The sequence below is a fragment of the Mucilaginibacter rubeus genome, from assembly GCF_014643835.1.
GTDB classification, from domain to species: Bacteria; Bacteroidota; Bacteroidia; order Sphingobacteriales; family Sphingobacteriaceae; genus Mucilaginibacter; species Mucilaginibacter rubeus.
On sequence record NZ_BMKD01000002.1, the window covers coordinates 947,916 to 974,011 of the forward strand.

Genomic DNA, 26,096 nt, shown 5'->3' on the forward strand with positions numbered 1-26,096 from the left:
GATAATCAAACAATTGGCTTTTTGCTTGAAACATAGCTAAATAACTAATAGTCACCACTTAAAACTTTCAAGAGTATAAAAACAGTATTAAAATGCAGTTTTTTTTATCCAGCATTTATTTCGCTTGTTTTTTATGTTTTTTTGAGTTTTTTTAAAATCAGCGCTTCATGCTTAAAGGGTACTGGCAAAATAGCGACACCATTAGTAAGGCTGATATCATTAAATTATAGTACTTTTTTTTAGGTATTTAGTCATTTCTGGATTATACCTTGCATGTGGGCCACAAGGCACAGCCTTGCGGCAACGACCAATTTTTTTTGCTACCGCAAGCATCCTCGCTTGAAGTTCGTTTGCTGAGTATCGGATTGGCTTGCGGTAATAGGGAACTAAAAACAGAGAAAGCTAAGATCCTTTTTTTTGATCTTAGCTTTCTTAATATGAATATATTATTAAATTATTTAGGTAGAACATAAAACTTAACACCCTCATTTACCCATCCTGAGCTACCGTTAACCGCATTTATATCAGGTGTCAGATAGTGATCGGTTTTAGACGAATTATAGAAGCTATACACCGGGATTGATCCGGAAACGTTGGTGCTATAAGCATAATATTTGATTCCATCATTCACCCAATTTGCCAAACCATTGACCTCATTCGGATTAATGGAATCATAATGATCTCCGGTGGATGTGTTATAAAATTCATATACCGGAACTGTCCCTGAAGCATTTGTTAAATATGCCTTAAATATCACGCCATAATATGCCCAACCGCTTGACGACAAGGTTGCATTTCTGTTTGCAGCAGTGAAATGATCTTCAAGACCCGAATTGTAGAATAAATAAACAGGCTGGGGACCGGGGATATGTGAAGATGTATATAAATAACTAACCGCGATAATATCATTGGAGGTAAAAGTTCGATTTAGCCCACTATTACATGCTAACATAATTGATTGAGGATCGGGACCTGAAGGTGTGCCTGGTATATATATTGCCCCGTCAGGAATACTTGATTCCGGACTGGCTGTACCTCCGCAACTGTATGATCTGTCAGCATAATCGGTATGCCTCATACCAATGGTATGCCCCATCTCATGTTGAATAGTAGATGAAATATAATCCTGATTTGTGGTGCCGGTTAAATTATACGTATTTAAAGTAATATAATTGTATGGCCTGCCATCGCTAAAAGGGAAGCCAGAAACCGCAAGTATATTACTATTTTGGTATGCAGAGGTCACTGTAATATCATAAGGTGGGCTGGACACTCGCTGAAACGTAATTAAAAGACCTAAGCTATTCCACCTCGTAATAGCATCATCCAAAGCCGACAAATAAACGCCCGACAAGGGGGAATACATGGTAATAGTTCTTGGCAACCCTGTCACCAAATTGGTAGTGTTGTATTGCTCTGTTTTGGCGACGATAACAGATGCGTTTTTATAAGATTGACGCAAAGAGTCTTTTGATAAAAAAATATCGTTTTCTACGATATAGCCATCTGATTTTTCAATTATCCCCGAAGTGTTGAATCCCAATTTTGCAATTACTTGAAGATCGCTTTCCTTTGGAGTATCCACCTTCGGTGGAGCTGCATTTTTTTTACACGAATCCGCAATTATGCAGATAAAAAACACAATAAATAACAGTTTAAGTTTTGTTTTCATATAGTGATTTAGTTAACGGCAGAACAAAACAAAAATGCCTAAAACTCATCCGAGGTGGTGGTTGATCACTGGTTTAGGATATTTTTATTACTACGAATATAATGAAGACATATATATAAATGCAATATTTTTTACTTAATTTTTAACCTAAGAATATCATTGGGTATATATTGCTTTTTGAAGTGAATATGATCTTGAAAAAGCGTATCCGCAAAATATTGGATATTCTTAAAATAATCATAAAACTCAGGGGTAAGATCGCATTGAATGCACTCGTTTTGCCCACTTGAGTACTTTGCTATCAGGTTCCTGCTGCTGGACCTAACCGGGGGGCTATAAAGTTTAAACGCAATGTGTTTCTGAATGCACAATTTATTGATCTTAATTATATAGTCGTTGGAGATAGGCGAAATTAATCGATAGGTGGTATCTTTTCCAGGTTGATAGTCTGGTGCCCAATTAGTATTAAGAATAAAAGGAAGTTGAGACAAAGCATTGAAAGGGATTTTATGAATTTGTTCCAAACACTTTGTAGTTAGCAGCGGCTTGTTTTCCTGTTTGTAAAATGGTTTCAGGAAGTAGTGAAAAGTAAATTTCTGATCAAGGTTGTTTGTAAATGTTTCAGGATGAAGAATTAAAATGACTTGTTCCGGCAAGCTATCACTATTAATATCTGTAAATTTTTTTAAAAGAATATAATAACCCGCCAATGAGATTGCCTGATTTGTGGTTAGTGAATAGATTTCATCATTATATGTATGATTGTCGTATAGCTGTTCGCCCACACTGTCTCCTATTATCAAGACTTTTACCTTTTTTTTAACCTTGCTTTTGTGCAAAGAAGTATAAATTTCACTCCCATTTACTATTTGCTCGTATGATTTATTAAAATAAGTGTAAAGGCTTTGAGCTGTTATAAACGGAGCCGCCAAAATTATAAAAAGCAAAAAACGCCTGATAAAAAACGCAGTACTCATAACTTAAAATTGGAAATAGATAAACCCCTGTTGTGTGCCGCCAAAGTAACAAATCAAATAAATCAAACCTATGTATATCCCCCATCGTATGGCAGGCCACTTAACATAATCAATTTGAAGCCCATGTGTTTTGTCTCGGTGTATCCATTCAACGATTAAAAGAATCAAAATAAACTTAAATATCAAATTATCGAATAACTGGGGTTGTGAAATAAAAGATTTGGAAAATATGCCTTTATAATAGCTAAAGGCAAGTCTTATTGTATCCGCCCTGAATAATATCCACCCGGCCGTTATAGAAAGAAAGGTGGTTAACAAACCGAACACTTCACTCCATGACGGAAGATACCGATTTTCGGCCACTATTGCTGTTGCATGTTTCTTATTACGCCTGGTCAATAGAAGTGGCAGAAATAATAATCCATTTAGCGCTCCCCACAATAAAAAAGTCCAATTAGCTCCATGCCAAAAGCCGCTGATAATAAACATCAGGAGCGTGTTTCTTATTTTTTGCCATCGGGATCCTCTACTACCTCCAAGTGGAATATAAATATAGTCTCTAAACCAAGTAGAAAGCGATATATGCCAACGTCGCCAGAACTCAGCCACATTTCTGGAGAAATAAGGATAATTAAAATTCCTGATCAGTTCAATCCCAAAAAGACGTGCGGAGCCTAACGCAATGTCAGAATAACCTGAGAAATCGCAGTAAATCTGAAATGCGAATAATACAGCTCCGTAGAGCAATGTGCTGCCCTTGAAAATCTCGGGGGTTTTAAATATCTCATTTACGATGCGTGCACAATTGTCTGCAATTACAACTTTTTTGAATAATCCCCATAAGATCTGTCGCAAAGCATCTTTAGCGCTCTTGTAATCAAATTCTCGTTTTGCGCTAATTTGAGGCAATAAATGGGTAGCTCGTTCGATCGGGCCCGCTACCAATAATGGAAAAAAACTAACAAACAGCGAGTAGTCTATGAAATTCCTTGAGGGAACAGTTTTCCGGTTATAAATATCAAATACATAAGACAAGCCGTGAAAAGTGTAAAATGAAATGCCGACCGGTAAAATGATCTTTAATGTCCAATTGATTACCTGCCCCCCCGGCGGTTGAACTATGTCATAAAATGATTCAATAAAGAAATTGTAATATTTAAAAACCGCCAAAAAACCAACATTAATAATAACACTGGAGAAAAGCCAAATTCTCTTTTTAAGAGAACTGCGGGCTTGATAAATCATGATTCCCGAACAATAATCTAAAAGCGTGGAGAAGATCAATAAAAATAAAAAGCGAAAGTCCCACCAGCCATAAAAAACATAGCTGGCTACTAACAAGAGTCCATTTTGAGCTGTTTTTGACCTTTTCAATACTATCCAGTACAAAAAAAATATCAGCGGTAAAAAAAATGCGTACGCTATAGAATTGAATAACATTATATGTGTTAATAAATAACAGATCTAATTGACCTTTACTAATTTATATTTAAAGTTTAGTTTGTGTTTTTGAATCATGACCAATATACATACTTCAAGTTGAGCGCAACTGCTGCTACGATGATTTGGTTCAATCTGAATCATCTTACGTTGGCAGCTGTTAGCCCGTCCGCCAAAGATATCAATTCGAAAGTTTTCCTGATCATCACTTCATATGTTTAAGCTCGTATTGAATAGATTTAGACAAATAAGAAATTTATCTTTTGCTGCGCTTATAACACTTGAGTACGCAAACCAAATATCTAAATAACATCCACAAATGAGGACGCTTGCGACAGCAAAGGGGTAAATAACAGCAATTAATCTGCCCTACCGGCGCGAATGTGCAGCACACGCAAAAAGCGCGACGTATTAATGACCTCACAACAACTAACAATTGCCATTCCCCCAACAAATCCCTAATTTTAATCAACCAATTACCAAACTAAACATAACCTACAACAACCTCCACCTTTCTGATGCCGGACAAGCGTATTGCAGGCATTTCAGTCAAGGTAATGAAGGGCTATTTATATAAGACACAAAAAAAGCACGCCCCCTGCAAACACCATTTAAACCGATGTCAATATTCATAAAAATCATATCGAAAGCGTTGCTTATCATAAGCACTGGCAATGCTTTTGCCCAGGCCGCCAACCAATCTCCATCAAATATCAGTTCAAAGCAGGTTGTGATTTACCGGTATAATCCGCACAACAAAAAAGACCATAAGGTTAAGGCCATAGCACTTTCGGCAGCTAAGTGTTATTACTTTAAAAAAATACCGCACGCGCAAATAGGCAAACCTTTATCGGCCGAAAACGGCAAATACATAGCGGATGCCGCCATGACCAACTTCATGAGCAAGCTGACCGCCAAAAATTTTGAAAATATCAACACGCGGGAGTGTAATTGCGGCGGGATGAGTGAGGAAACCTATGTTGTAGAGATAAACCCCGACGGGCAAGCCGGCAGCAGGAGGATTTTTTATGTTCCCGTAGTTAGTAACTGCCCGGCCAATTCGCCATGCGCCGTTATTGGCACCATTACCGATTTCTTTGCAAAACTAAAGCAAAAATAAGTCATCCCCCACCGGTCTCCCAACCGGCGAGGGGATGTAACCACTTAACTATTAACTATTACTATTTAAGAAACAGATCTCCTGTACCCCAGGTTGGGTTTTTGGCCAACGCCTTCCAGAAGATCTGATCAAGGGCAAAATCGAAATTAGCTTTGAAACTACGTGTGTTGGTCAGGATCACAAAATTAAACCCGTTACCCAAACGGGCTTGTTCTGTAGCCGTACCGGGTAAGCTTCCCTGGTGAAAGTAACTATCGCCTGCAATGGCCCAGCCGCAACCATAGCCGGCATTGGCCGTTGAGCCGGTATACATGGTGGTTAGCGAAGCTGAGGTAAGGATATCTGGCCGTACGGGAAATTTATCAATATAAACAAGGAACCTGGCCAGGTCGGCAGCGGTAGCAACCCAGCCCCCGTGCGCATCCATCCGCGTAATATTATAAGCATAAGGATCCTCTCCGGATTGACCGTAATAGGTAACTTCTTTGGCCTGTTTATCGGCCAGTGTGTTACCGCCAATGGTCATATCCGTAATTCCGATTGGAGTTAAAACCAACGTTTTTACAGCTTCAGCATAGGTTTGCCCGGTAATTTTTTCTATTACACGCCCCAATATGCAATATCCAAAGTTTGAGTAGTCGTAATTGGTACCTGGTACATGATCGAGCGGGCGGTTATCTAAAGTCCAGGTAATGAGCTGTGCCGTCGTCATTGTCGGGTTACTGAACATCGGGTCATCTGTTTCATTCCCCCAGCCGCCCGAGGTGTGGTGCAGCAATTCATCAACCGTAATATCGGTAATGTGTAAGCCATAGGCTTTAGTACCATAGGTTTTACCTAAAATAGCGCCATCGCCAAATACTTTGTCCGATAGTTTTATTTTCCCCTGTTCAAGCAGTTTCATGATGGCAACCGCCGTGAATTGTTTTGAACAGCTGGCCAACCGGTAACGGTCGCTGATCACGGCTTTGGTACCTTTAGATTTATCGCTTACGCCGTAAGCTTTCAGGTAAACCAGCTTTTCGCCTTTGGTAATCGCTACAGATACCGCCGGTACATCATAAGTAGTCATAAAGGTATTTACCTCATCATCTAAAGCAGCAACAGCAACCTTGCTGGGGGTTAGGGTATCAACAATGGTACCCGTTCCTCCACCTGTGCCTGTTCCGGTGCCTGTACCCGTTCCTTTACCGGTTGTATCTGCACCGTTGTTTGTTTTAGTTACAGAAGGTGCGTCCTTTTTGCAGGCGGCAAAAAACAGCAGACCTGCAATTGTAATTAATTTACTGATTTTCAAAGCATTAAACGATAGGCTATAAAGCCCGGATGGATAAGTGTTTTTCATAGGGTATTTAATTGATATTAGGTTTAGTGTAAATTGCAGGCTTTGTTGCCGGGGTTATAACGCAGATACAATTACCTTACAAAAAAACATTATCAGTAAAAAAAACACTTACGCGTATGTTGCAAATACTTTCGAGTTTGTTGCATTTTTGTTGCAGCACCATGCGCGCATAAATAAATCCTTTCACCTTTAAAGATTGATGTAATGAAACGAACGGTTATCCTGTTATTATTTTTCTGCAACGCTTTAATAGTCCAGGCCCAAAGGGTACTGGAACCATCAGCAGCAAAGCACCCGGAATGGTCCCGCTCCTTTCCGCCTTTTCAAATCGCGGGCAATCTTTATTATGTGGGCACCACCGATCTGGCTTGTTATCTCATCACCACTTCCGGAGGCAATATCCTGGTCAATACCGGGCTTGCGTCTTCCGAACAGCAAATCACAGCAAATATCAAGACCCTGGGCTTCAAGGTTTCAGACACAAAAATTCTTTTAACAACCCAGGCCCACTTTGATCACATGGGCGCGATGGCGGCAATAAAGAAGATCACAAAAGCCAAAATGATGGTGGATGAAGGCGACGCGGCAGTTGTAGCCGACGGGGGGCTTTCCGATTATGATCTTAAAGGGGATGTGCGCACATTCAGGCCTGTAAAAGCAGACCGTATTTTACACAACGGCGATAGTATTAAGCTGGGTAACATGAAACTAACCATACTTCACCATCCCGGCCATACCAAAGGTTCCTGCAGCTATTTATTTGATGTAAAAGATAATAAACGAAACTACAGGGTTTTGATCGCCAACATGCCCACTATCGTTACCGATAAAAAGTTTTCAGATATCTCTTCCTATCCCGGCATCGCCAATGACTATGCGTATACCTTAAAAGCAATGAAGGGGTTAAAATTTGATATCTGGTTAGCATCCCATGGCTCCCAATTTGATCTCCTCAGCAAACACAAGCCTGGCAGCCCTTATAATCCGATGGTTTTTGCTGATAAGAAGAATTATTACGATGAAATAAATGAACTGCAGAATGAGTACGATAAGAAAATAGCGGTAAAATAATTGGGGGGGATCGTTAACTGGCCGAAGCTTAGCGACAACATAACATCAAATATGAATATCAAGCTGCATATCTGAGGTATACAAGCGAGGCTCCCGCAAGCGTCTTTGATTGTGCCCCGCGTTCGGGTCATTAAATATTATAGCATATATATTTTCAGTAACTATTTTGTTATTCTGCTTTGAAGTAAAGTGTTTTATTGTAACTTACGGTAAAACTTAAGCCTTTCGCAATGATCAGAAAAATCGCCTTACTATTTACTTTAACACTTATCGGTTGCCGTGCTTTTTCGCAAACCTGTAACTGCGAAACCGAAGTAAAATATATCGCCGGCTTTATGGAAAAGAATTACGCCGGTTTTAAGGACAAGCAGGCACTGATGACTAAAGCCGGCTACGATAAAATGCTCAGTGAATATATCGGGCTTGCAAAAAAGCCCCATGCCAATGAACATTGTCTCCTGATCATCGCCCAATATCTTGGTAAATTTAAAGACCACCATGTATCCGTTGGTGTTAAATTTGATGCAACTAAAATTGATTCGGCGTATATAGCAAACCGGGAGATCGTTCCTATAACAGCAGAAAAAATTGCCGAATTAAGAAAATCCAAAGGCTTTGAGGGTATTTATGATTTTCATGATCCGGCCAAATATAAGATAGCGGTAATAAAAGATAAAACACCCTTGCACGACTATCTGGCTGTGATTGTGAGTTCCAACCTGCCTGGCTGGAAACCGGGCATGATCAAATGGGAAGCTAAAATGGTTAATGACAGTATTGGGCGTGGTATATTATATATACTTAACGGGATGCCAAAAGTAGAAGGGTTTTATTTTAAAGGCAACCGGATTTATGGCGATTGGCATCGCGAGGGGACTACAGTTACTGAGTCCGCCTCATCCAAATACGAACCGGTGGCGTTCCGTAAACTATCTGATAAAACCAGCTATCTGAAAATATCAACCTTTTCTCCGTCAAATGCAACAAACATTGATTCTATTGTTAAGGCAAATAAAGCGATACTTTCAAACACCCCTAATTTGGTTTTAGATTTAAGGGGCAATGGCGGCGGCGCCGACTATACCTTTACCCCCTTAATGGATTTGGTGTATACCGGCCCGATTAAACATATAGGTAATGATTTGCTCTCTACCGATGCCAATATAGCCGGCTGGAAAAATATATTAAATGACAATGACAGATCCGAAGAAAACAAACAATCGCTCAGAAAAACAGTTGCCTCGCTTGAAGCAAACAGGGGTAAAATGGTAATGAATGCTAACGATTTTGACATCACCGGATACAAAATACAGCCCAACCCGGCTAAGGTTGTTATATTAATTGATAATAATTGCGCCAGTACTACCGAAGAGTTTTTACTACAAAGCCGCCAAAGTAAAAAAGTTACGCTGATGGGGCAGAACACATCAGGAACGCTCGATTATTCCAACGTACTACAAGCTCCGTTTTCTTGCATGCCGTACGTTCTTCATTATTCTTCCTCTCGTAGCCGCCGCGTGGATGTAGGCCAGGGAATTGATGAAACGGGTATAAAGCCCGCCGTTTATTTGCAGGAAAAAGACGATTGGATCAAAAAAGCCCAGGAAACATTGGAACACTAAAAGGCACAATCTCTCATATGTGTTAAGCAGCAAATGGGGCTATCCGGCGCTTAAGCCTAAATTCATTAAAACAGCCGATACTTTATAGTAATGGCCGTTCTGTTTTACCTTCACAGGTCTCCTTCACTGGCCCAAGTTTACCGATAGCGTAACTTCCGCCCCCTTCATCCCTCCCAACCCGCATCTCGTCAATTATCCCAACACAATCATCAATTCATCAAACCCATACCGTTAGCATTCGCTATTTTGTTATCAAAAATCAATAACCGGTATGAAAACATCGCGCTACCTTATTTTCATCGTTTTAATATTTTGCGGCTGTTCGTCAGCTCCCCAAAGCGATAACCTTGCCGCCGACAAACTTGCCCTTCAAAAAACCAAGGCCGCTTTTACTACGGCTTTTGCTCATAGTGATGTAAAGGCTATAGTAGCGTTGCACCATCCTGATATTGTTAAATATTTTGGCGGCAACAATGTAGTTACCGGCCGCGCGCAGCTGGCCCGGCAGTTAACGGCCATGTTCCGTACATCCAGGATGGAATTAATCCAGAACCAGGTTGAAAGTACCGCCTTTAATGGCAACACCATTATCGAAACCTGCATATTCGCGTTTAGGGCAACCCCGGTAAATGGCGGCAAGCCGTCTGTAGGCAGGGGGCGGTCAATGACTGTTTTTGTAAGGTATAAAAACAGCCCCTACGGTTGGGTTTCTATAAGGGAAATGGCCCAGGCCGCTCCCGAAGTTGCAAAATAATTCTGTTCAGGCTCAGCTGTCAGTAAAATAACGCCGCTTTTTACATTCGCGTAAAAACCGCACACGCAAAACGTGGTTCAACGCATTGCTTTTCAATAATTTATATTTAATTTCATTCATCTAACAGCAATAAAACATACCAACCAGCAATTAGCATTTGCACAAGCACAATTGGCGAAATAAATGAAACCGCGCGATCATAGTTTTTGGCCGTTTACGCCAAAGGTGAGTATCATTACCGCCGTTGTTGTTTTATTGGTACTTCTGCTGCTCACGGGGGTGCTCCGTGTTTATACAGGCTGGCCTGCCGACTCGGCCAATAACACCGTCTTGATCGGTATTTTTATCCTTAGCCTGCTCCCTATTGTCCTCGCAATTCTCAACGTAGTTATTGAGCGCGGGGGCAGCATAGGCTATGGCGACCTCAAGATCGACTTTTCAAAAATCCAGCAACTGTCGAATTCGGGCTTTACCGTGCCCGCCAATATCGGGGTCCGGGGACAGTATGTTGCCGACAGCGGCACCTCCAATATCCTCGAAACACTGCGCGCGGCTACTTCTTCGGGCGTCGCTGTGATCGACCTTGAAGATGGCCATGCCTGGTGGGAAACCCGGTTATTAGTTTTGCTGGCCGGAGCCGACCGCCTTAAAAAACCCGATAAAATTGTTTTTGTAGCAACTGTCGAAGCAAGAGAGCAAACTTATTTAGGCTGGGCCCGCCCCGGCGACCTCCTGGAACAATTGCTAAAAGAAGACCCGCGATACTTAAGAACCTTTTATGCCGCCCGCGCGGCTGCCGCGCAATGGGCATTATTAGGCCCGTTAGCCGTCTTGCCGCCTGCCAGTTATTATCCTCCACCGCCGCCACCGCCCTGGATGCAGGGTATACTTGCCCTGAGCCACGCCTGGATGGCATTTTCAAACACCACCGGTTTACCTAACGAATTATTAGCCGAGCAGCTTTTACAGAACGAACTTGGCCAAACTATTGAAAGCACAGGCGGCGCAAAGCATATCAGCACCGTACACCTTGATAATTTATTTAAGCCGGTACTGATAAAAAAACAGATAGACAAAAACTGGGATAATGAGCAGCAAACAAATGCCCTGTTTGCAAATGAAGATCCCTTTATTGTGATAACGGAAAGTGGAAAATACTCGGCGATAGTTTCGGCACAGTCTTTATATAATGAGGTATTAAGAGGCTTTTTGAAAACTGCCTGATGAAGATTTTATAAAAAAGGCGTCATTACTTCATTACTTATAATAACGCGACTGTAAATTACTGATCGTTAAATGCGTTTTCCCGGTCAATATTATAAATATGGGCGTTGCCTGCGGCCGTGCTATCCGCTCATACTGCACAGGCATTAGCCACAAGGCCGGTATCCACTACTATCACTAACGCGCCCCTGGGCACCGGCGCTAAAATCTATTTTATACATCACCGCAACTTTTTCCGGGTTCTCCGGGGTGGCTACCCGCAATGACGAATTTTGTTTTTTTATGTAGAGACGCATCACATGCGTTTCCCACATGCGAATTCCTGAACTTAATGATTTACAAACCGGCTTACCCTATGGGAGACGCAATTATGCGTCTCTACCAAAAATGTTTTATCGTTCTTAAACAACTTCCGGGAGGCATGATGGATAACAAAAAGCCCCGCTTGCACGGGGCCGAAACAGTTAGCTACTATATAACACACATTTAATTAAAAACACACAGCAAATTATTACCTATTCTTCTGTCGCTAACTGAAAGCTTATCGGGATACTGTACCTAACCCGTACATTCTGGCCGTTTTGCACACCAGGCTTCCAGGCTTTGGCAAGCTTTAATACACGTAAGGCTTCCTCATCAAAACCATAGCCTGCAGGACGGTCCACCTTTATATTTGATAAAGTGCCATCTTTTTCAATAATGAAACTCAGAAGAACTTTGCCTGAAACACCCTGCTCCTGGGCAACCGCCGGGAAACGCAGGTTCTTTTGCAAAAATTTAGCCCATGCTGCAGCACCGCCAACAGGTTCTGGCATTACTTCAAGTACTTCACCAAGTGTATGAACGCCATCATCAACTTTGGCAGTTCCTGTTCCTCCGGGAGTTCCTTCGTCTGTTTTGGCTACATTATCTGTTCCACTCTTCCCTGCTGCATCTACCGGCCCAATGGCAACATTTTTCAGTTGATCTATTGTAGGCGGGTCTGTTGGCGGCTCTGTTGTTACCAGGTGCGGCGTGGTGAAACCTTTTGCTTCAACCGGGGCAGCCGGCTTTTGATGCTCCATTGGAGCAGGAGCATCCGGTTGCTTGGGTTTAGCCTCAACAGGTGGTTTGGGGATGGAAGGATCAAGTGTCACTTCAATTGTCCGGCTATTATCAATTGGCTTCGGCTTTGCCTTAAAAATAATGGCTGCAGCCGATAAAAGGGCTACTGCCGCAAAGGCGATCCCCATGGATTTTGTCATGGTACGCCCATAGCTTTGTCTTAATTCATAAGCGCCGTAATTTTTGTTGCGATGGTCAAATACAAGGTCGAGCCACTCGGCATTGTACAAATCAAATTTGGTGATAATCATAGTTTCGAAATTAAATTTCAATTATAACGAATATACTTATATTATATTTTGTATAAAACTAAATTTATCGAAAATAATTTCGTCTAATTTTTCATCAAATTTTCATCTTCTTACAAAAACCATCAAATCATAATAATCTGTTTAAAAATCAATAACCAGGTCCATTTTTTTATAAATTAAATAAAAACAGCACAAAAACATTCATTTAAACATAATTTTTATATATAAATCATCAAAAACTTAAAATACTTTAAAAAAAAGTGCAATTATTTTATTTTTTTATTACTTTTAGATATGGTTAACAGGCTTTATAAACTTATTGCCTTATTTTTTTTACTCTTTAGCGGCTTCACTGCGTCCGCTAAGGGTGGATTATACCATTATTACCACAAAACCACAAAAAAAACGACGGTATCTGCGACAATACCGCGTCATCGCCCGTTAAATTTTGAATTCGCACTCAATAATGCACTCACGCCCGCTATTAATATACACCAGCATAGGGGTGCACATTCTTTACAGGCCTTTGTAGCAATGCCCGGCGGCTACGCCATTAAATTTAAATACCTTGATTTCATTTGCGAACTGGATACAAGCAAGCTCTCCAGGTTCCGCAAACTCATCCTTTTTCCGTTTCACGATTTTTGGTAGGCAAAAAACAATAAACCAACTCTCATGCTCTGATTAAGCATGCAGGATTTATTGTTTTTTAAAAAAATTTAGTTTTAATGCTGTCCGGTATTTTTGATTGGATATCGGGCAGTATTATTCAAACCTTCATTTTTTCCTCCCTTAAACCCAAAACATGAAAAAATTCATACCCTTCGGCATACTTTTAATTGTAATTGTATTAGCCCTTCTATACCCTTCAGTTACTCTTACAACCATTAAAGACAGCAAAATTGATACAGGTGATACCGCCTGGCTATTAGTAAGTACCGCCCTTGTACTGATCATGACCCCTGGCCTGGCATTTTTTTATGGCGGTATGGTGAGCAAAAAAAACGTATTGTCAACCATGCTGCAAAGCTTTGTTTGTATGGGTGTAATTACTGTTATATGGGTAATATTCGGCTTTAGTCTTGCCTTTGGCGAAGATGAGTTTGGTGGCTTTATCGGCAATCCCGGCACTTTCTTTATGATGAAAGGCACATTGGGCAACGCCACCTGGGAACTGGCCCCAACTATCCCGCTGATATTATTTGCTATGTTCCAGCTAAAATTTGCGGTTATCACCCCGGCCCTCATCACCGGCGCGTTTGCCGAAAGGATCCGCTTTAACTCGTACGTAATTTTCCTTTGCCTGTTCATGATCTTCATATACGCCCCCTTGGCTCACGCTACCTGGCATCCAAAAGGCTTCCTTTTCGGAAAAGGTGTACTTGACTTTGCGGGCGGCACCGTGGTGCACATGAGTGCAGGCTGGGCAGCTTTGGCATCAGCCATATATTTAAAAGGCCGTAATGAAACCTCTCATAACCCGGCCCGGATCAGTTATGTATTATTAGGCACAGGCTTATTATGGTTTGGCTGGTTTGGCTTTAACGCGGGTTCGGCCCTTGGCTCGGGCACACTGGCAGCAACCGCTTTGGCAACAACCACTACAGCATCAGCCGCGGCTGCTATGGCCTGGATGTTTTTTGATATCCTTCGCGGTAAAAAACCAGGTGTATTAGGTGCCTGTATCGGCGCGGTTGTAGGTTTGGTGGCTATCACCCCGGCAGCGGGCTATGTAACCATCCCTCATTCATTAATTATCGGTATCGTAGCAGCAGTTGTAAGCAACCTGGTTGTGATCTGGAGAACAAAAACCAGCATTGATGATACCCTCGACGTATTCCCATGCCATGGTGTAGGCGGCATGGTTGGTATGTTATTAACCGGTGTATTTGCACACCAAAACGTAAACGCCGCTAATACAACCGGCAATGGTTTATTTTACGGCGAAACACACCTTTTCATTATTCATTTAATTACCCTTGTAGGTGTATCAGCCTTCGCTTTCTTCGGCTCATTCATCTTATTAAAGATCACCGACATGATCAGCACACTGCGTGTAACACCAGAAGAAGAGCTTGCAGGTCTTGACATCAGCCAACATGACGAAGAACTGTAACCAGATCCTACCCTACCTGATTAAACTCAATTAACAACATAAAAAATAAGCCGCACCCTTTACAGCGTGCGGCTCTTTTATTTCATCTTGCGCATTATTTACTGAAACTGCAACTGCAATCTCAAGAAAATTACCATTCTTTAGTAGATACCCTTTTTACTTTTTTCACGTCATGCTTTTCAAGCGACGAAGTTTTAAGCATATACGCCTTTAAATTATCGCCTATGTGCTTGCTGTTGCTCACCACCTGGTTTAAACAGGCGTTAAAATCAACCTTTGATAATTTTTCAGATGCCTTTTCCAGGGCAACATCCTTGCCATGCATATGTTCCACGTTACCATAGCGATTACGCTGATATGGCTGATAAACAAAATCCGTTAACCAATAACGGTATTTACCATCTTTTACCTCTACTTTAAGCGTATAGCTTAGCTCACCGCCTTCACTATTTCCCATCAGGCCTTTTTTGTTAACCAAAAAAATACCCGTACCGGTAAGCGCATTGCCATCCTTATCGGCCTTTGCCAGTTTAAGCACCTTTTTAGGATAGGCCTTAGTTAAAAAATACAATCCCCTGCTATAAAGCGAATCTGCAATGGAGCCGGGCTGGTCAACCGTTTTATAATAAATGTATTTATTATTCTCATCAAAAGCCAGTGAATCCTTCTGCGCAAAAGCGCCGGATGAAAAAAGGAGACCGACAAAGCCCAATAGTATCTTTTTCATGTAACAAATATAAAAGCCGTTCCGGATAACCCGGAACGGCTCGCGATAAAAATAGATTAAATTAATTTTTTTAGAACGCGTACACAGCAGCTACAGCAAACTGGCCGGCTGATTTTGAAGGATCGCCAGAGTGGTTAATGAATGAAGTAGATGAGCCGTGATCTAACCTGATTTCAGGAATGAAAGTAAGCGGGCCTGATTTGATATTTGCAGTAAAGGTAAATGCTTTAACATTTTGTCCCGGAGGAGGGCCTAAAGTTACTAAATCACCTTTTTTAGTTTTAAAGTACTCGCCCCTTAAACCTAAAGTTACTGTTTTTGATACTGCTAACTGCGGATACAAAGCAACGCCGCTAAAACCACCGCCATCATGCGGAACTGAATAAGTAGCGCCGTTTAAGCCCAGTTTAAAGGCATCAGTAATTTGATAAGCGGTTGTTAAATCAACTTCGGTACCTGAAGTACTTCCGGTAGCAAGGTTAAGATAAGCAGTCCATCCTTTAACAGGAGATACAAACAACTGTGAGCCGAAAGTATTTACCTTATGCGTTGAAGTATAATTGTTCCAGGTATCATTAAAAATACCCGCCATTAAACTTACTTTATCACTAAACGCGTAAGTTAATTTAACACCAGGATTTTGGAACGGACCGTTGGTAAATAAATACGAAGTAGAGTAGTTAAAGTTACCTACCGGGCTAATAACCTCATAACCAATAAAGGTAGCCATATAACCACCGGTAAGGTTTAATTTATCGGTTAAATCATATGATACATACAAATTTTGAATGTGGAATGAATCGCCATTAGGACCATTAGGAATTGATTGGGCCTGGCCACGCGGACCAAATGAAAGCTCGCCCACAAAAGCTGCTTTACCAACTTTTTTCTTCAAACCCAGATCAATCATACCAATTGATACTGAATTATGATCACTTGCAAAGCTGGTAGGGATTTGCGAACCCTTATCAGAAAAATCATATTTATAATAGGTATCTACCGAACCGTAGATCACCAGAGGGGAATCTGAGGTTGTTTTAACCGTGTCCTGAGCCTTAACCGTAAAGGCCGCAATTGAAAAAAATGAGAAGAGTAGAAATACTTTTTTCATGATAACGATTTAATTGTGAATTGATAAACTATTTGTTAATTGTTGTTTTTTTCGGGGAAATACACTGTTATTATTTGATTATCAACACCTTGCAGTTAAAAGGATAGTTTATGTGTCGGCATAAAAAATCCCTGCACGATTGGCAACGTCAACGTTCATTTAAACAACTACTGCTGTTTTAATATGAAATGCTGTTTAGTCTTAAGCCACCACCTTAGTTTAAAGTCAGAAATGAACTCCCGACTTTAAACTGAGGACTATAGGCTAATACTACCACTCTCCAACCGCACAAGGCATCAATATCTTTGTTTAAGCTGTTAAGCTCCTATATGATCAGGCTTCAGAAGCAACCTTAGCGCCATTATCAAAAAGGCCGCTTAAGCTGATCTCATCATCCTGAACTGGGTAAACTTCGATACCGTGGTCAAATACGTCGATACCACCTGCGCCTGTTTCACCATGCTCTTCGATACGTAATTTCCATGGATGACCTAATTTGTTGATCACAAACATCATCACATAAGTAATTACAAACACAGCAACGGTAATAGTCAAGCTACCTATAAGCTGCGCCTTCAACACATCAAAGCCGCCGCCATAGAACAAACCTGCTACCGGAGCAGAGTTATCTGCGCCTGTTGGGCCTGTAGCACCATACTGGCCTGAAGCAAATAAACCCAATGATAAAGTACCCCAGATACCGCAAAGACCATGTACTGACACCGCACCAACCGGATCATCGATACGGAACCACTCGATCAGGTAAACACCTGCAAATATTACAAAGCCGGCAACCACACCCAACAGGATCGCGCCAAGCGGGCTTACCCAATAACAAGGACAGGTAATTGCAACAAGGCCACCTAAAAATCCATTTATTGTAAAGGCCAAATCAAATTTACCTTTAGTTGGACCAAACCATAAAGCGGCAAGCATAGCAGCAAAACCGCCGGCGCAGGCTGCAAGTGTAGTGTTAGCAGCAACACGGCCGATACCCTGCATATCCATTGCTGATAGCGTTGAACCAGGGTTAAAACCATACCAACCAAACCAAAGTATAAAACCACCTACAGCAGCAACCAATAAGTTGTGACCTGGAGGCAAACCGCCTTTTTCTTTATCATCGCGGGCAAATATCCTGCCTAAGCGTGGGCCTAATACCATTGCACCAGCCAAAGAAGCCACACCACCAATAGTATGTACTACTGTTGAACCTGCAAAGTCACGGAAAGGCTGAGCGCTTATTGATTTAAAGAAGCCTGAAGTTCCCATTAAGGCAAGGAAACCATCCGGACCCCATGCCCAGTGACCGATGATAGGATAGATAAAGCCGGTAATACCGATACTGTAAAGGATATCGCCACGGAAACTGGTACGACCGATCATTGCACCTGATACGATGGTTGAGCAGGTATCAGCAAAAGCGTACTGGAAAATCCAGTGTGCCAATACCGGGATACCGGTTGAACCATAAGTTTCAGGTGTGTTTTGGAGGAAGAACCAGGTTTTGCCATCAGCACCGCCCCAGCCAATAAAGCCGTTACCGTTGCCAAACATAAAGGCATAACCTATAGCGTAAAATAGTAAACCACAAAGACAAGTATCAAAAATACACTCCATCAGCACGTTCACTGTTTCGCGTTTACGGGCGAAACCAGCCTCGAGCATAACGAAACCCGCCTGCATACCAAATACCAAAAAGGCAGCAACCAGTGTCCAAACAGTATTAACCGTGTTAATTAACGCTGTTTCATGGGCGGTGTACGTTTCGGCAGCGTTAGCTTTTGTGCCAAATACACCTGGCAAAACCATCATTGCGGCAAACACCAGCAATAAGCCAATCATTTTCCCTGTAAAAATGGTTGCTCCCAGCGCCCATTTTTCACGTGTCAGCTGTCGGACTGCACTTAGGAAGTTGTGTTTTGTAGAACCTACTTTCATCGTTTAATTTAGTTTGATTGTTTTTTAAAAATTAATTAGTTTGATTGTTGTATTTAAATTTAGTTTGATTGCTATCCTGAATTACAAAACCCTTTTCACCTCCAAATCCTCAATCCTGCCTTTAATCTTTTTCATTTTTTTATAAAAAGCATAATAATTGGTGTGTTTTCGTAAATTATTTTCTGAAATTAGGTAGTATTTTTAAGAATAACAAATTATTAATGATAAATTAATGGTAAAAAATCGAAAAATTATGAAAATTGCAAAAACAAGGCTCCTACAATGTCATTTTTTAAACATTTAAAAATGATATTTTCAATCTAAATTCATTTTCATCATAAAAAAAATTGAAAAATCTAATTTTTACAGTTAAAAACACCAATTAACCAGTTTTAAAATCAAAAACACGCCCAAAAACATTAAAAAAACACGATTTTATTGATTTAAGGCAGAATTTTTAAAAGAATTAAGACTTTCCTTTAAATTATATCAGTTTTTTAATGATTAGGTGGTATGTTATATTTCACTTAATTTTGCCCGATATTTTAAAGGATAGTTATATTTTTGAACACTAACCTTTATTTAAACCTCATAAAATATGTCCAATATTCGTTTTAAAGCCTTACAGGATGTACTTTCAAGAACTATCCCTGAAGTAAAACCGCCTTCACCAAAAATTTCCGATTATTTCGGATCGAATGTTTTTGATAAAAAGAAGATGAAGGAATACCTTTCATCAGAGGCTTACCAGGGAATTGTAAATTCAATTGAAAAAGGTGAGCCGATCCCGCGCGACCTGGCAGAACAGATCGCTTCGGCAATGAAAGCCTGGGCTTTAGGCAAAGGCGCAACCCATTATACACACTGGTTTCAACCGCTTACCGGCACTACGGCCGAAAAACATGACGCTTTTTTTGAGCCCACCGCAGATGGCGGCGCTATAGAACGTTTTTCGGGCGATGCCCTTGCACAACAGGAGCCTGATGCCTCAAGCTTCCCGAGTGGCGGCATCCGTAATACATTTGAGGCCCGCGGTTATACCGCATGGGACCCTTCTTCGCCTGCCTTTTTAATGGCGCGTACCCTGTGTATCCCAACAGTGTTCGTATCGTACACCGGCGAAGCACTTGATTATAAAGTACCTTTATTAAAGGCACTGAACGTGCTTGACAAAGCAGCCGTTGATGTTTGCCATTATTTTGATAAGGGCATTGAAAAGGTAAACGCGTCATTAGGTATTGAGCAGGAATACTTTTTGGTTGACCTGGCCTTATTTAATGCCCGTCCCGATCTTTATTTAACCGGCCGCACTTTATTCGGCCACATGTCGGCGAAAAACCAGCAACTGGAAGATCATTACTTTGGCTCGATACCTGAGCGCGTGTATGCTTACATGCAGGATATGGAAGCCGAAGCATTGCAATTAGGCATCCCGCTTAAAACCCGTCATAATGAGGTTGCTCCATCCCAGTTTGAATGTGCACCGATATATGAAGAGATCAACCTCGCTATCGACCATAACCAACTGTTAATGGATTTGATGGACCGTGTTGCCAGGCGCCATAACTTTAAGGTATTACTTCATGAAAAACCATACGCAGGCCTTAATGGTTCGGGCAAGCACAATAACTGGTCGCTGATAACCAATACAGGCAAAAACCTGTTATCGCCAGGCAAAACGCCTAAAAACAACCTCATGTTCCTGGCCTTTTTTGTGAATACCATCAAAGCGGTACACGAGCATGCCGACCTGTTAAGGGCATCCATTGCATCAGTTAACAATGACCACCGTTTAGGCGCCAATGAAGCCCCTCCGGCCATTATATCTATATTTTTGGGCAGCCAGCTTAGCGACGTGCTTGATGAGATAGAAACATCCCGCATCAGCAAAAAAATTAAAGAAGAAAACCTGTTATGGCAGGGCATCCCTAAGATCCCGCAAATTTTGCCCGACAATACCGACCGTAACCGTACCTCGCCTTTTGCCTTTACCGGTAACAAGTTTGAGCTACGCGCGGTAGGTTCATCAGCCAACTCGGCCAGCCCGATGACCATTCTTAACCTTATCGTTGCCGATCAGCTTAAAAAATTCAAATACGATGTAGATAAGCTGATGAAAAAAGGCGAGAAAAAAGATCTGGCTTTATTAATGGTGATCAAAAAGTACATCAAAGAATCAAAAAACATCCGCTTTGAGGGAAATGGCTATAGCGAAGAATGGGAAAAAGAAGCCGCGCTAAGAGGTTTACCCAATGTTAAAACCACACCAAAAGCGCTGGATGCTTTAATAAACGATAAGTCGGAACATCTTTTTGCCGAAACCGGCGTGTTCACCGTGCGTGAAGCGCATGCACGTCACGAGATCTTGCTTGATGCTTTCTACAAAAAGCTACAGATAGAAGCCCGCGTAATTGGCGAAATGGTGATGAACGTGATTATCCCGGCAGCAATTGCTTATCAAAGCAAACTGATTGAAAATGTAAAAGGACTAAAAGACATTGGCCTGGATAAAGCAACTTATGCTTCGCAGCTGGACATCATTAACAGGATCTCCGAGCATGTGAACTTCATTAAAACCAATACCGAGCAAATGGTTGAAGAGCGTAAAAAAGCTAACGTTATTGACGACCTTCGTCAGCGCGCTATTGATTACGATGAAAAGGTAAAATCATTCTTCCAGCCTATCCGCTACCACGTTGATAAACTGGAGCAACTGGTTGATGACCGCCAATGGCCGCTGCCAAAATTCAGGGAGTTGTTGTTTATTAAATAGAACGGAATTTTACAAATTGGTACGAATGCCACTAACTATAAAGTTAGTGGCATTCGTATTATCATGTCATTGCGAGGAACGAAGCAATCGCACGGAAGCGTGACCACTCTGTATAGCATGCGATTGCTTCGTTCCTCGCAATGACATTTTTTTATTTTTTATTCCTACGCAAACAAATCACTCGCCTTATGCTGTTCAATAATCACAGCTCTGTATTTTGATAGCAATGCCGATTTGGATATAAAGCCGATAAAAACCTCATCTTTTACTACCGGTAACTGCCATACGTCAATGGCATCAAAGGTGTCCATAACGCTGCTGGCCGGTTGATCATAATCAATTATAGCCGGTGGTTCAATCATGATATCGGCTATATTTTCATCCGCGATGTCTTTATTGAACAAGCGCCGGCGAATGTCGTCTATCAATACAACACCTTCAAGGCTTCCGTCCCCTTTAAGCACCGGGAAAATATTAGCATCGGTTTTTGCCAGTACCTGGTAAAATTCGCCAACCGGCATTTGTTTATCAACCGGGGTGTATTTGCGGTTAATGATGCTATCAAGCATTATACTGTTAAGCATGCCGTAATCCTGCCCCGGGTGAATATTATTATGATGAATCAGCTGGCTCCAGTACATATTATGGGGCGATGAATAGCGCGATATGATGTATGACATAGCCGATACGATCATGAGCGGAATAAAAAGCACATATCCACCGGTAATTTCGGCTATCAAAAATATAGCAGTTAAGGGGGCATGCAATACGCCAGCCAGGGCCCCCGCCATACCCACCGCAATAAAATTAACCGTATTTAAATGTATCAGCCCGGTTTGATTAACCCCATAAGCCACAAACAACCCCAGGAAGGCACCCGTAAATACCGTAGGTGCAAATGTACCGCCATTGCCACCGGCACCAATGGTAATACCCGCAGCAATGATCTTGGTAAACACGAGTGCCCCTATAAATAACAGCATGACAAGCGGTTCGGAAAGCCAGTTGGCAAAAAAGCTTTCTTCCTTTAATACATTGATATTACCATTTAAAATTTCGGTGAGATAATGATACCCCTCGCCAAACAATTGAGGAAACACAGCAATGATCAACCCTAATATCACACCGCCACCAACTGCCCTCACATATCGGTTTTGTTTTTTAAGGATCCCTCCTTCAAGTTTACCCCCTACTTTGGATATATATATCGCTATCCATCCGCTTAATATGCCAAGCAGCACATAAAAGGGCAGGGCGTTCATTGCCCAGCCTTCGGTAACCAAATGGAACAATTGCCCCGAGTATAATAATTTGGAAACCACAACTCCCGTAGCGGAGGCTATTAATAAAGGTATAAAAGTAGGAATGGTGATCTCTCCTATTAATATCTCCAGCGAAAAAAGCACCCCGGCAATAGGGCTGTTAAATACCGCAGCTATGCCCGCCGAACATCCTGCAGCTAACAATACCGTTTTTTCATAGGGTGTAAGCTTAAAAAACTTACCTACGTTTGAACCGATGGCTGTACCTGTACAAACAATAGGCGCCTCCAACCCTGCCGAACCGCCGAAGCCTACGGTTAACGAGCTTGTTATTAAATGCGAATAAATATTATTGGCTTTGATGTTTGAGCGGTTCTTTTTGATATTGATGAGCACCTTACCTATCCCTTTTTCAATCTTATCGCGGTTGATCAGGTGCTGATAAAGCACCGTACCCAAAATGCCTATTGCAGGTAAAAACACATATGCTATATGATAATATAGGTGCGAAGAGATATTCCGGCTTAACTCTTCCATTAAATGCACTAAAAACTTAAGGGCAACGGCGGCCAGTCCGCCCATAAAACCTACAAACACGCTGCAATAAATTAAAAAGTTACGTTGACTATTGCGTTTTAACCGCCAGCGGTTTATTTTGTAGGAAAGCGTTTTTAACATAAGAAGTATATACTACCAATTCTGCTGATGAAGAGTTATGAGCGCGAATTGTTTTCAATTAAGCTGATAAAACAGACTGGTCATATACACCAGTCTATTTTCTTACAAAGAAACACAATTTCGGTCAATTTTATTAATCAGGTCACACCCATAATTTAAACTCCGTATAAGGAGTAGCACTCTTTCTGAAAATTAAGGTTAATAGCATTATATTTGCCCATGATTTCTTCGCAAAGATATGATCAGCGTGGCGTATCAGCCTCCAAAGATGACGTTCATAATGCCATAAAAAATATCGATAAAGGCATTTTCCCAAAAGCTTTCTGCAAAATAGTACCCGATATCTTAACCAACGATCCTGAGTATTGCAATATTATGCATGCCGATGGTGCCGGTACCAAATCGTCCCTGGCTTATACTTACTGGAAAGAGACGGGAGATATCTCTGTATGGCGCGGCATAGCCCAGGATGCCATCATCATGAACCTTGATGATCTGCTCTGCGTGGGGGCTACAGATAATATACTGCTGTCATCAACCATCGGCCGTAACAAGGGCCTAATTCCTGGTGAAGTTATTGCCGCGATCATTAATGGCACCGAAGAAATTTTGGCCGAACTGCGCGAGGCCGGCATAGGCATTTACTCCACCGGCGGTGAAACTGCCGATGTAGGCGACCTGGTACGTACTATCATTGTTGATTCGACGGTTACCTGCCTTATGAAGCGCGAAGATGTGATATCTAACCACCGTATTGAGCCCGGCGATGTAATTGTAGGGCTTGCCTCATACGGTCAGGCTACTTATGAAAAAGAATACAACGGCGGCATGGGCTCAAACGGCCTAACCTCCGCCCGCCATGATGTGTTTAATAAAACCATCGCCGATAAATTCCCCGAAAGCTATGACGCGGCCATCCCTTACGAGCTGATCTTTTCGGGCAGTAAAAACCTTACCGACGCTATTGACATTGGCAACGGTGAAACCGTAACAGCAGGCAAGCTCGTTTTAAGCGCGACCCGTACCTACGCGCCAATCATTAAGCAAATTTTAGATGGCTACCGCAGCCAGGTTCATGGCATGGTACATTGCAGCGGCGGCGCGCAAACCAAAGTATTGCATTTTGTAGAAGGTTTGCATATTATAAAAGACAACCTGTTCCCTGTACCACCATTGTTTAAACTCATTCACGAGGAGTCAAAAACCAGCTGGCAGGAAATGTACAAGGTATTTAATATGGGGCACCGCATGGAGCTTTATGTGCCTGAAGCTATAGCTGCTGACCTGATCAATATCTCAAAAAACTTTGGTGTTGATGCACAGATCATTGGCCGTGTAGAAAAGGCTGATACTAAAAAAGTAACCGTGACATCGGAGTTTGGAGTGTTTGAGTACGAGTAAATAATAACGACATAAATTTATGCTGAGGTTTTTGGCTACTTTGTCCCCATTAAAATTATGGGCGATATTTTTAGCCGAAAACCTTTTTGTTACTACCCTGGCCCTGCTATTCGGATGGTTGATCTTAAAACTATCCAACAAACCAATAAAACGGACAAGCCGAAACGAGATTCTGGTATGCATGTTAACCAATGCCATCAACACAGCGATCACCTATGCCGGTTATTGGCTTTTTAAGCACAACTATATAACACTCACGTTCCAGTTAAAGTGGTACACCCTTCTTGATTTCTTGCTCTTATTTATGCTGATGGACCTGGCTATGTTCATTTTCCATTACTTCATCCACCACTCAGTTATTTATAAAGCGATCCACAAATTTCACCATCATTACGCCGATCCTATCCCTATCGACCTGTTTGTTCTCCATCCTATCGAAACGATTGGCTTTGGCTCGTTATGGCTTATAATATTGGCTCTTTATGGTTTCAATTTCTATGCGGTACTGATTTACCTTACAGCCAATTTATTTTTCGGTATCATGGGCCATTTAGGTATTGAGCCCGTTCCTGCCTCTGTTCGAAAAATGGCTCCTTTTAAATATTTAGGTACACCCTCTTTTCACCATCGGCATCACCTGGAAATTGATTTTAATTTCGGCTTTTATACCAACATCTGGGATAGGTTATTTAAAACTTATAAGCCTTAAACAATAAGCTTATAAGCTCACCTTTTATAAAAAATAAAAGCCGGAGGCGATGCAAATGCTCCCGGCTATAATTGGTTAGATCGAATTTTATCCTTGCTTATATGTTCAACGACACCTCATATGGTATGCGCTTAGAATTATCTTTTTTAACCAGGCAGATGATCCACATAACTATAAAGGGAATCATCGAGACTGCCAAATCCGGCGCTATTAATAAAAAGATGACCGTATTTGTGCAAACAGTTAACAGAAAACACGCCGGAATAAAGATCAAAAAGACTTTATAATACTTTGATGATCTTATGAAGGGCAGCGCTAACAATCCAAGATGAAACAACACTAAAAGTGAGATATTTAGTTGATTCCAAAAGCTATTTCCGGGGTTTAATATATCTTTCAATAACGTAAATTCAAACGACACAATTGACATAGTAAAGCCTAAGTGTACGGAGAAGCCGATTAAAAAGCTAAAGAGGATGAGCGCGATGATTTCGATATTTGTTTTCATAGGCGGTGATAAAATTTAAGTATTATTCAAATATAAAACATAATTCAAAACAAAGTCAATGTATTGATTAATAATTATTAACCAATACATTAACTTTCACTCACTATGAAATAATATAAATATATAATCAAATTATTTCTAACGAAAAAAAGCCCCGGTCAAATTGTGGCCGTTGCGCAACAGGGCTTAAAATGGCTGAATAATTAAATTGCAAAGCAAAAGATTATTCGGCCATTTGCTTTTACAGGCAATGCTGAAAGCAGTTAATATGTTTGCTATCTTCAATAAAC

Annotated in this window: 20 protein-coding genes; 10 read left to right on the forward strand and 10 right to left on the reverse strand. The window is 41.3% G+C overall.

Annotated features, from left to right (window positions below):
• Positions 1-454 precede the first annotated feature (454 nt).
• From IEX80_RS10425 to IEX80_RS10435, 3 genes are all read right to left on the reverse strand, one after another.
• Positions 455-1,672 (reverse strand): M57 family metalloprotease, encoded by a 1,218-nt coding sequence (locus tag IEX80_RS10425; RefSeq protein WP_188832818.1) that lies wholly within the window; start codon positions 1,670-1,672, stop codon positions 455-457.
• A gap of 131 nt (positions 1,673-1,803) precedes the next feature.
• Positions 1,804-2,649 (reverse strand): hypothetical protein, encoded by an 846-nt coding sequence (locus tag IEX80_RS10430; protein ID WP_188832819.1) that lies wholly within the window; start codon positions 2,647-2,649, stop codon positions 1,804-1,806.
• 3 nt (positions 2,650-2,652) lie between these two features.
• The gene (locus tag IEX80_RS10435; protein ID WP_229701591.1) at positions 2,653-4,038 is read right to left on the reverse strand and encodes an MBOAT family O-acyltransferase; all 1,386 of its coding nucleotides are present in this window, start codon (positions 4,036-4,038) and stop codon (positions 2,653-2,655) included.
• Between the two features lie 670 nt (positions 4,039-4,708).
• Here IEX80_RS10435 and IEX80_RS10440 point away from each other — a divergent pair.
• Positions 4,709-5,209, forward strand: a complete 501-nt coding sequence (locus IEX80_RS10440; protein ID WP_188832821.1) for a hypothetical protein — start codon at positions 4,709-4,711, stop codon at positions 5,207-5,209.
• 61 nt (positions 5,210-5,270) lie between these two features.
• Here IEX80_RS10440 and IEX80_RS10445 read toward each other — a convergent pair whose 3' ends face one another.
• Positions 5,271-6,554 (reverse strand): serine hydrolase domain-containing protein, encoded by a 1,284-nt coding sequence (locus IEX80_RS10445; protein WP_188832822.1) that lies wholly within the window; start codon positions 6,552-6,554, stop codon positions 5,271-5,273.
• A gap of 204 nt (positions 6,555-6,758) precedes the next feature.
• Here IEX80_RS10445 and bla point away from each other — a divergent pair, with 204 nt between their 5' ends.
• The 4 genes from bla (at position 6,759) to IEX80_RS10465 (ending at position 11,225) form a co-directional block, all read left to right on the forward strand.
• Positions 6,759-7,625: a subclass B3 metallo-beta-lactamase gene (gene bla, locus IEX80_RS10450; RefSeq protein WP_188832823.1), complete on the forward strand. Its 867-nt coding sequence runs from the start codon at positions 6,759-6,761 to the stop codon at positions 7,623-7,625.
• Between the two features lie 230 nt (positions 7,626-7,855).
• On the forward strand, positions 7,856-9,247 hold the full coding sequence (locus IEX80_RS10455) for a S41 family peptidase (RefSeq protein WP_188832824.1): 1,392 nt from the start codon (positions 7,856-7,858) through the stop codon (positions 9,245-9,247).
• Between the two features lie 271 nt (positions 9,248-9,518).
• Positions 9,519-10,001: a YybH family protein gene (locus IEX80_RS10460; RefSeq protein WP_188832825.1), complete on the forward strand. Its 483-nt coding sequence runs from the start codon at positions 9,519-9,521 to the stop codon at positions 9,999-10,001.
• Between the two features lie 183 nt (positions 10,002-10,184).
• Positions 10,185-11,225, forward strand: coding sequence for a hypothetical protein (locus IEX80_RS10465; protein WP_188832826.1), 1,041 nt, complete (start codon positions 10,185-10,187; stop codon positions 11,223-11,225).
• A gap of 515 nt (positions 11,226-11,740) precedes the next feature.
• On the opposite strand, the gene IEX80_RS10470 is transcribed toward IEX80_RS10465, so the two are convergent.
• Both IEX80_RS10470 and IEX80_RS27910 read right to left on the reverse strand, forming a co-directional pair.
• The gene (locus IEX80_RS10470) at positions 11,741-12,580 is read right to left on the reverse strand and encodes an energy transducer TonB (protein WP_188832827.1); all 840 of its coding nucleotides are present in this window, start codon (positions 12,578-12,580) and stop codon (positions 11,741-11,743) included.
• A gap of 516 nt (positions 12,581-13,096) precedes the next feature.
• Complete coding sequence (locus tag IEX80_RS27910) at positions 13,097-13,219, reverse strand: hypothetical protein (protein ID WP_262892439.1); 123 nt, start codon at positions 13,217-13,219, stop codon at positions 13,097-13,099.
• 166 nt (positions 13,220-13,385) lie between these two features.
• On the opposite strand from IEX80_RS27910, the gene IEX80_RS10475 reads away from it, so the two are divergent.
• The gene (locus IEX80_RS10475) at positions 13,386-14,696 is read left to right on the forward strand and encodes an ammonium transporter (RefSeq protein ID WP_188832828.1); all 1,311 of its coding nucleotides are present in this window, start codon (positions 13,386-13,388) and stop codon (positions 14,694-14,696) included.
• A gap of 130 nt (positions 14,697-14,826) precedes the next feature.
• On the opposite strand, the gene IEX80_RS10480 is transcribed toward IEX80_RS10475, so the two are convergent.
• The 3 genes from IEX80_RS10480 to IEX80_RS10490 form a co-directional block, all read right to left on the reverse strand.
• Positions 14,827-15,423, reverse strand: coding sequence for a DUF4468 domain-containing protein (locus IEX80_RS10480; protein ID WP_188832829.1), 597 nt, complete (start codon positions 15,421-15,423; stop codon positions 14,827-14,829).
• Between the two features lie 70 nt (positions 15,424-15,493).
• The gene (locus IEX80_RS10485) at positions 15,494-16,534 is read right to left on the reverse strand and encodes an outer membrane beta-barrel protein (protein ID WP_188832830.1); all 1,041 of its coding nucleotides are present in this window, start codon (positions 16,532-16,534) and stop codon (positions 15,494-15,496) included.
• Positions 16,535-16,867: 333 nt separating this feature from the next.
• A complete protein-coding gene (locus IEX80_RS10490; protein WP_188832831.1) occupies positions 16,868-18,475 on the reverse strand; it encodes an ammonium transporter in 1,608 nt (535 codons plus the stop codon).
• A gap of 598 nt (positions 18,476-19,073) precedes the next feature.
• Between IEX80_RS10490 and IEX80_RS10495 the strand changes: the two genes are divergently transcribed.
• Entirely contained in the window at positions 19,074-21,248 is a 2,175-nt protein-coding gene (locus IEX80_RS10495; protein ID WP_090533030.1) for a glutamine synthetase III family protein, read from the forward strand.
• Positions 21,249-21,412: 164 nt separating this feature from the next.
• Here IEX80_RS10495 and IEX80_RS10500 read toward each other — a convergent pair whose 3' ends face one another.
• Positions 21,413-23,188: a chloride channel protein gene (locus IEX80_RS10500; RefSeq protein WP_188832832.1), complete on the reverse strand. Its 1,776-nt coding sequence runs from the start codon at positions 23,186-23,188 to the stop codon at positions 21,413-21,415.
• A 219-nt stretch (positions 23,189-23,407) separates the two neighbouring features.
• Here IEX80_RS10500 and IEX80_RS10505 point away from each other — a divergent pair, with 219 nt between their 5' ends.
• The 3 genes from IEX80_RS10505 (at position 23,408) to IEX80_RS10515 (ending at position 25,585) form a co-directional block, all read left to right on the forward strand.
• Positions 23,408-24,589, forward strand: coding sequence for an AIR synthase related protein (locus IEX80_RS10505; RefSeq protein WP_229701592.1), 1,182 nt, complete (start codon positions 23,408-23,410; stop codon positions 24,587-24,589).
• A gap of 19 nt (positions 24,590-24,608) precedes the next feature.
• The gene (locus IEX80_RS10510) at positions 24,609-25,298 is read left to right on the forward strand and encodes a sterol desaturase family protein (RefSeq protein ID WP_090533034.1); all 690 of its coding nucleotides are present in this window, start codon (positions 24,609-24,611) and stop codon (positions 25,296-25,298) included.
• Between the two features lie 101 nt (positions 25,299-25,399).
• Positions 25,400-25,585, forward strand: a complete 186-nt coding sequence (locus tag IEX80_RS10515; RefSeq protein WP_090533036.1) for a hypothetical protein — start codon at positions 25,400-25,402, stop codon at positions 25,583-25,585.
• The last annotated feature ends 511 nt before the right edge of the window (positions 25,586-26,096 follow it).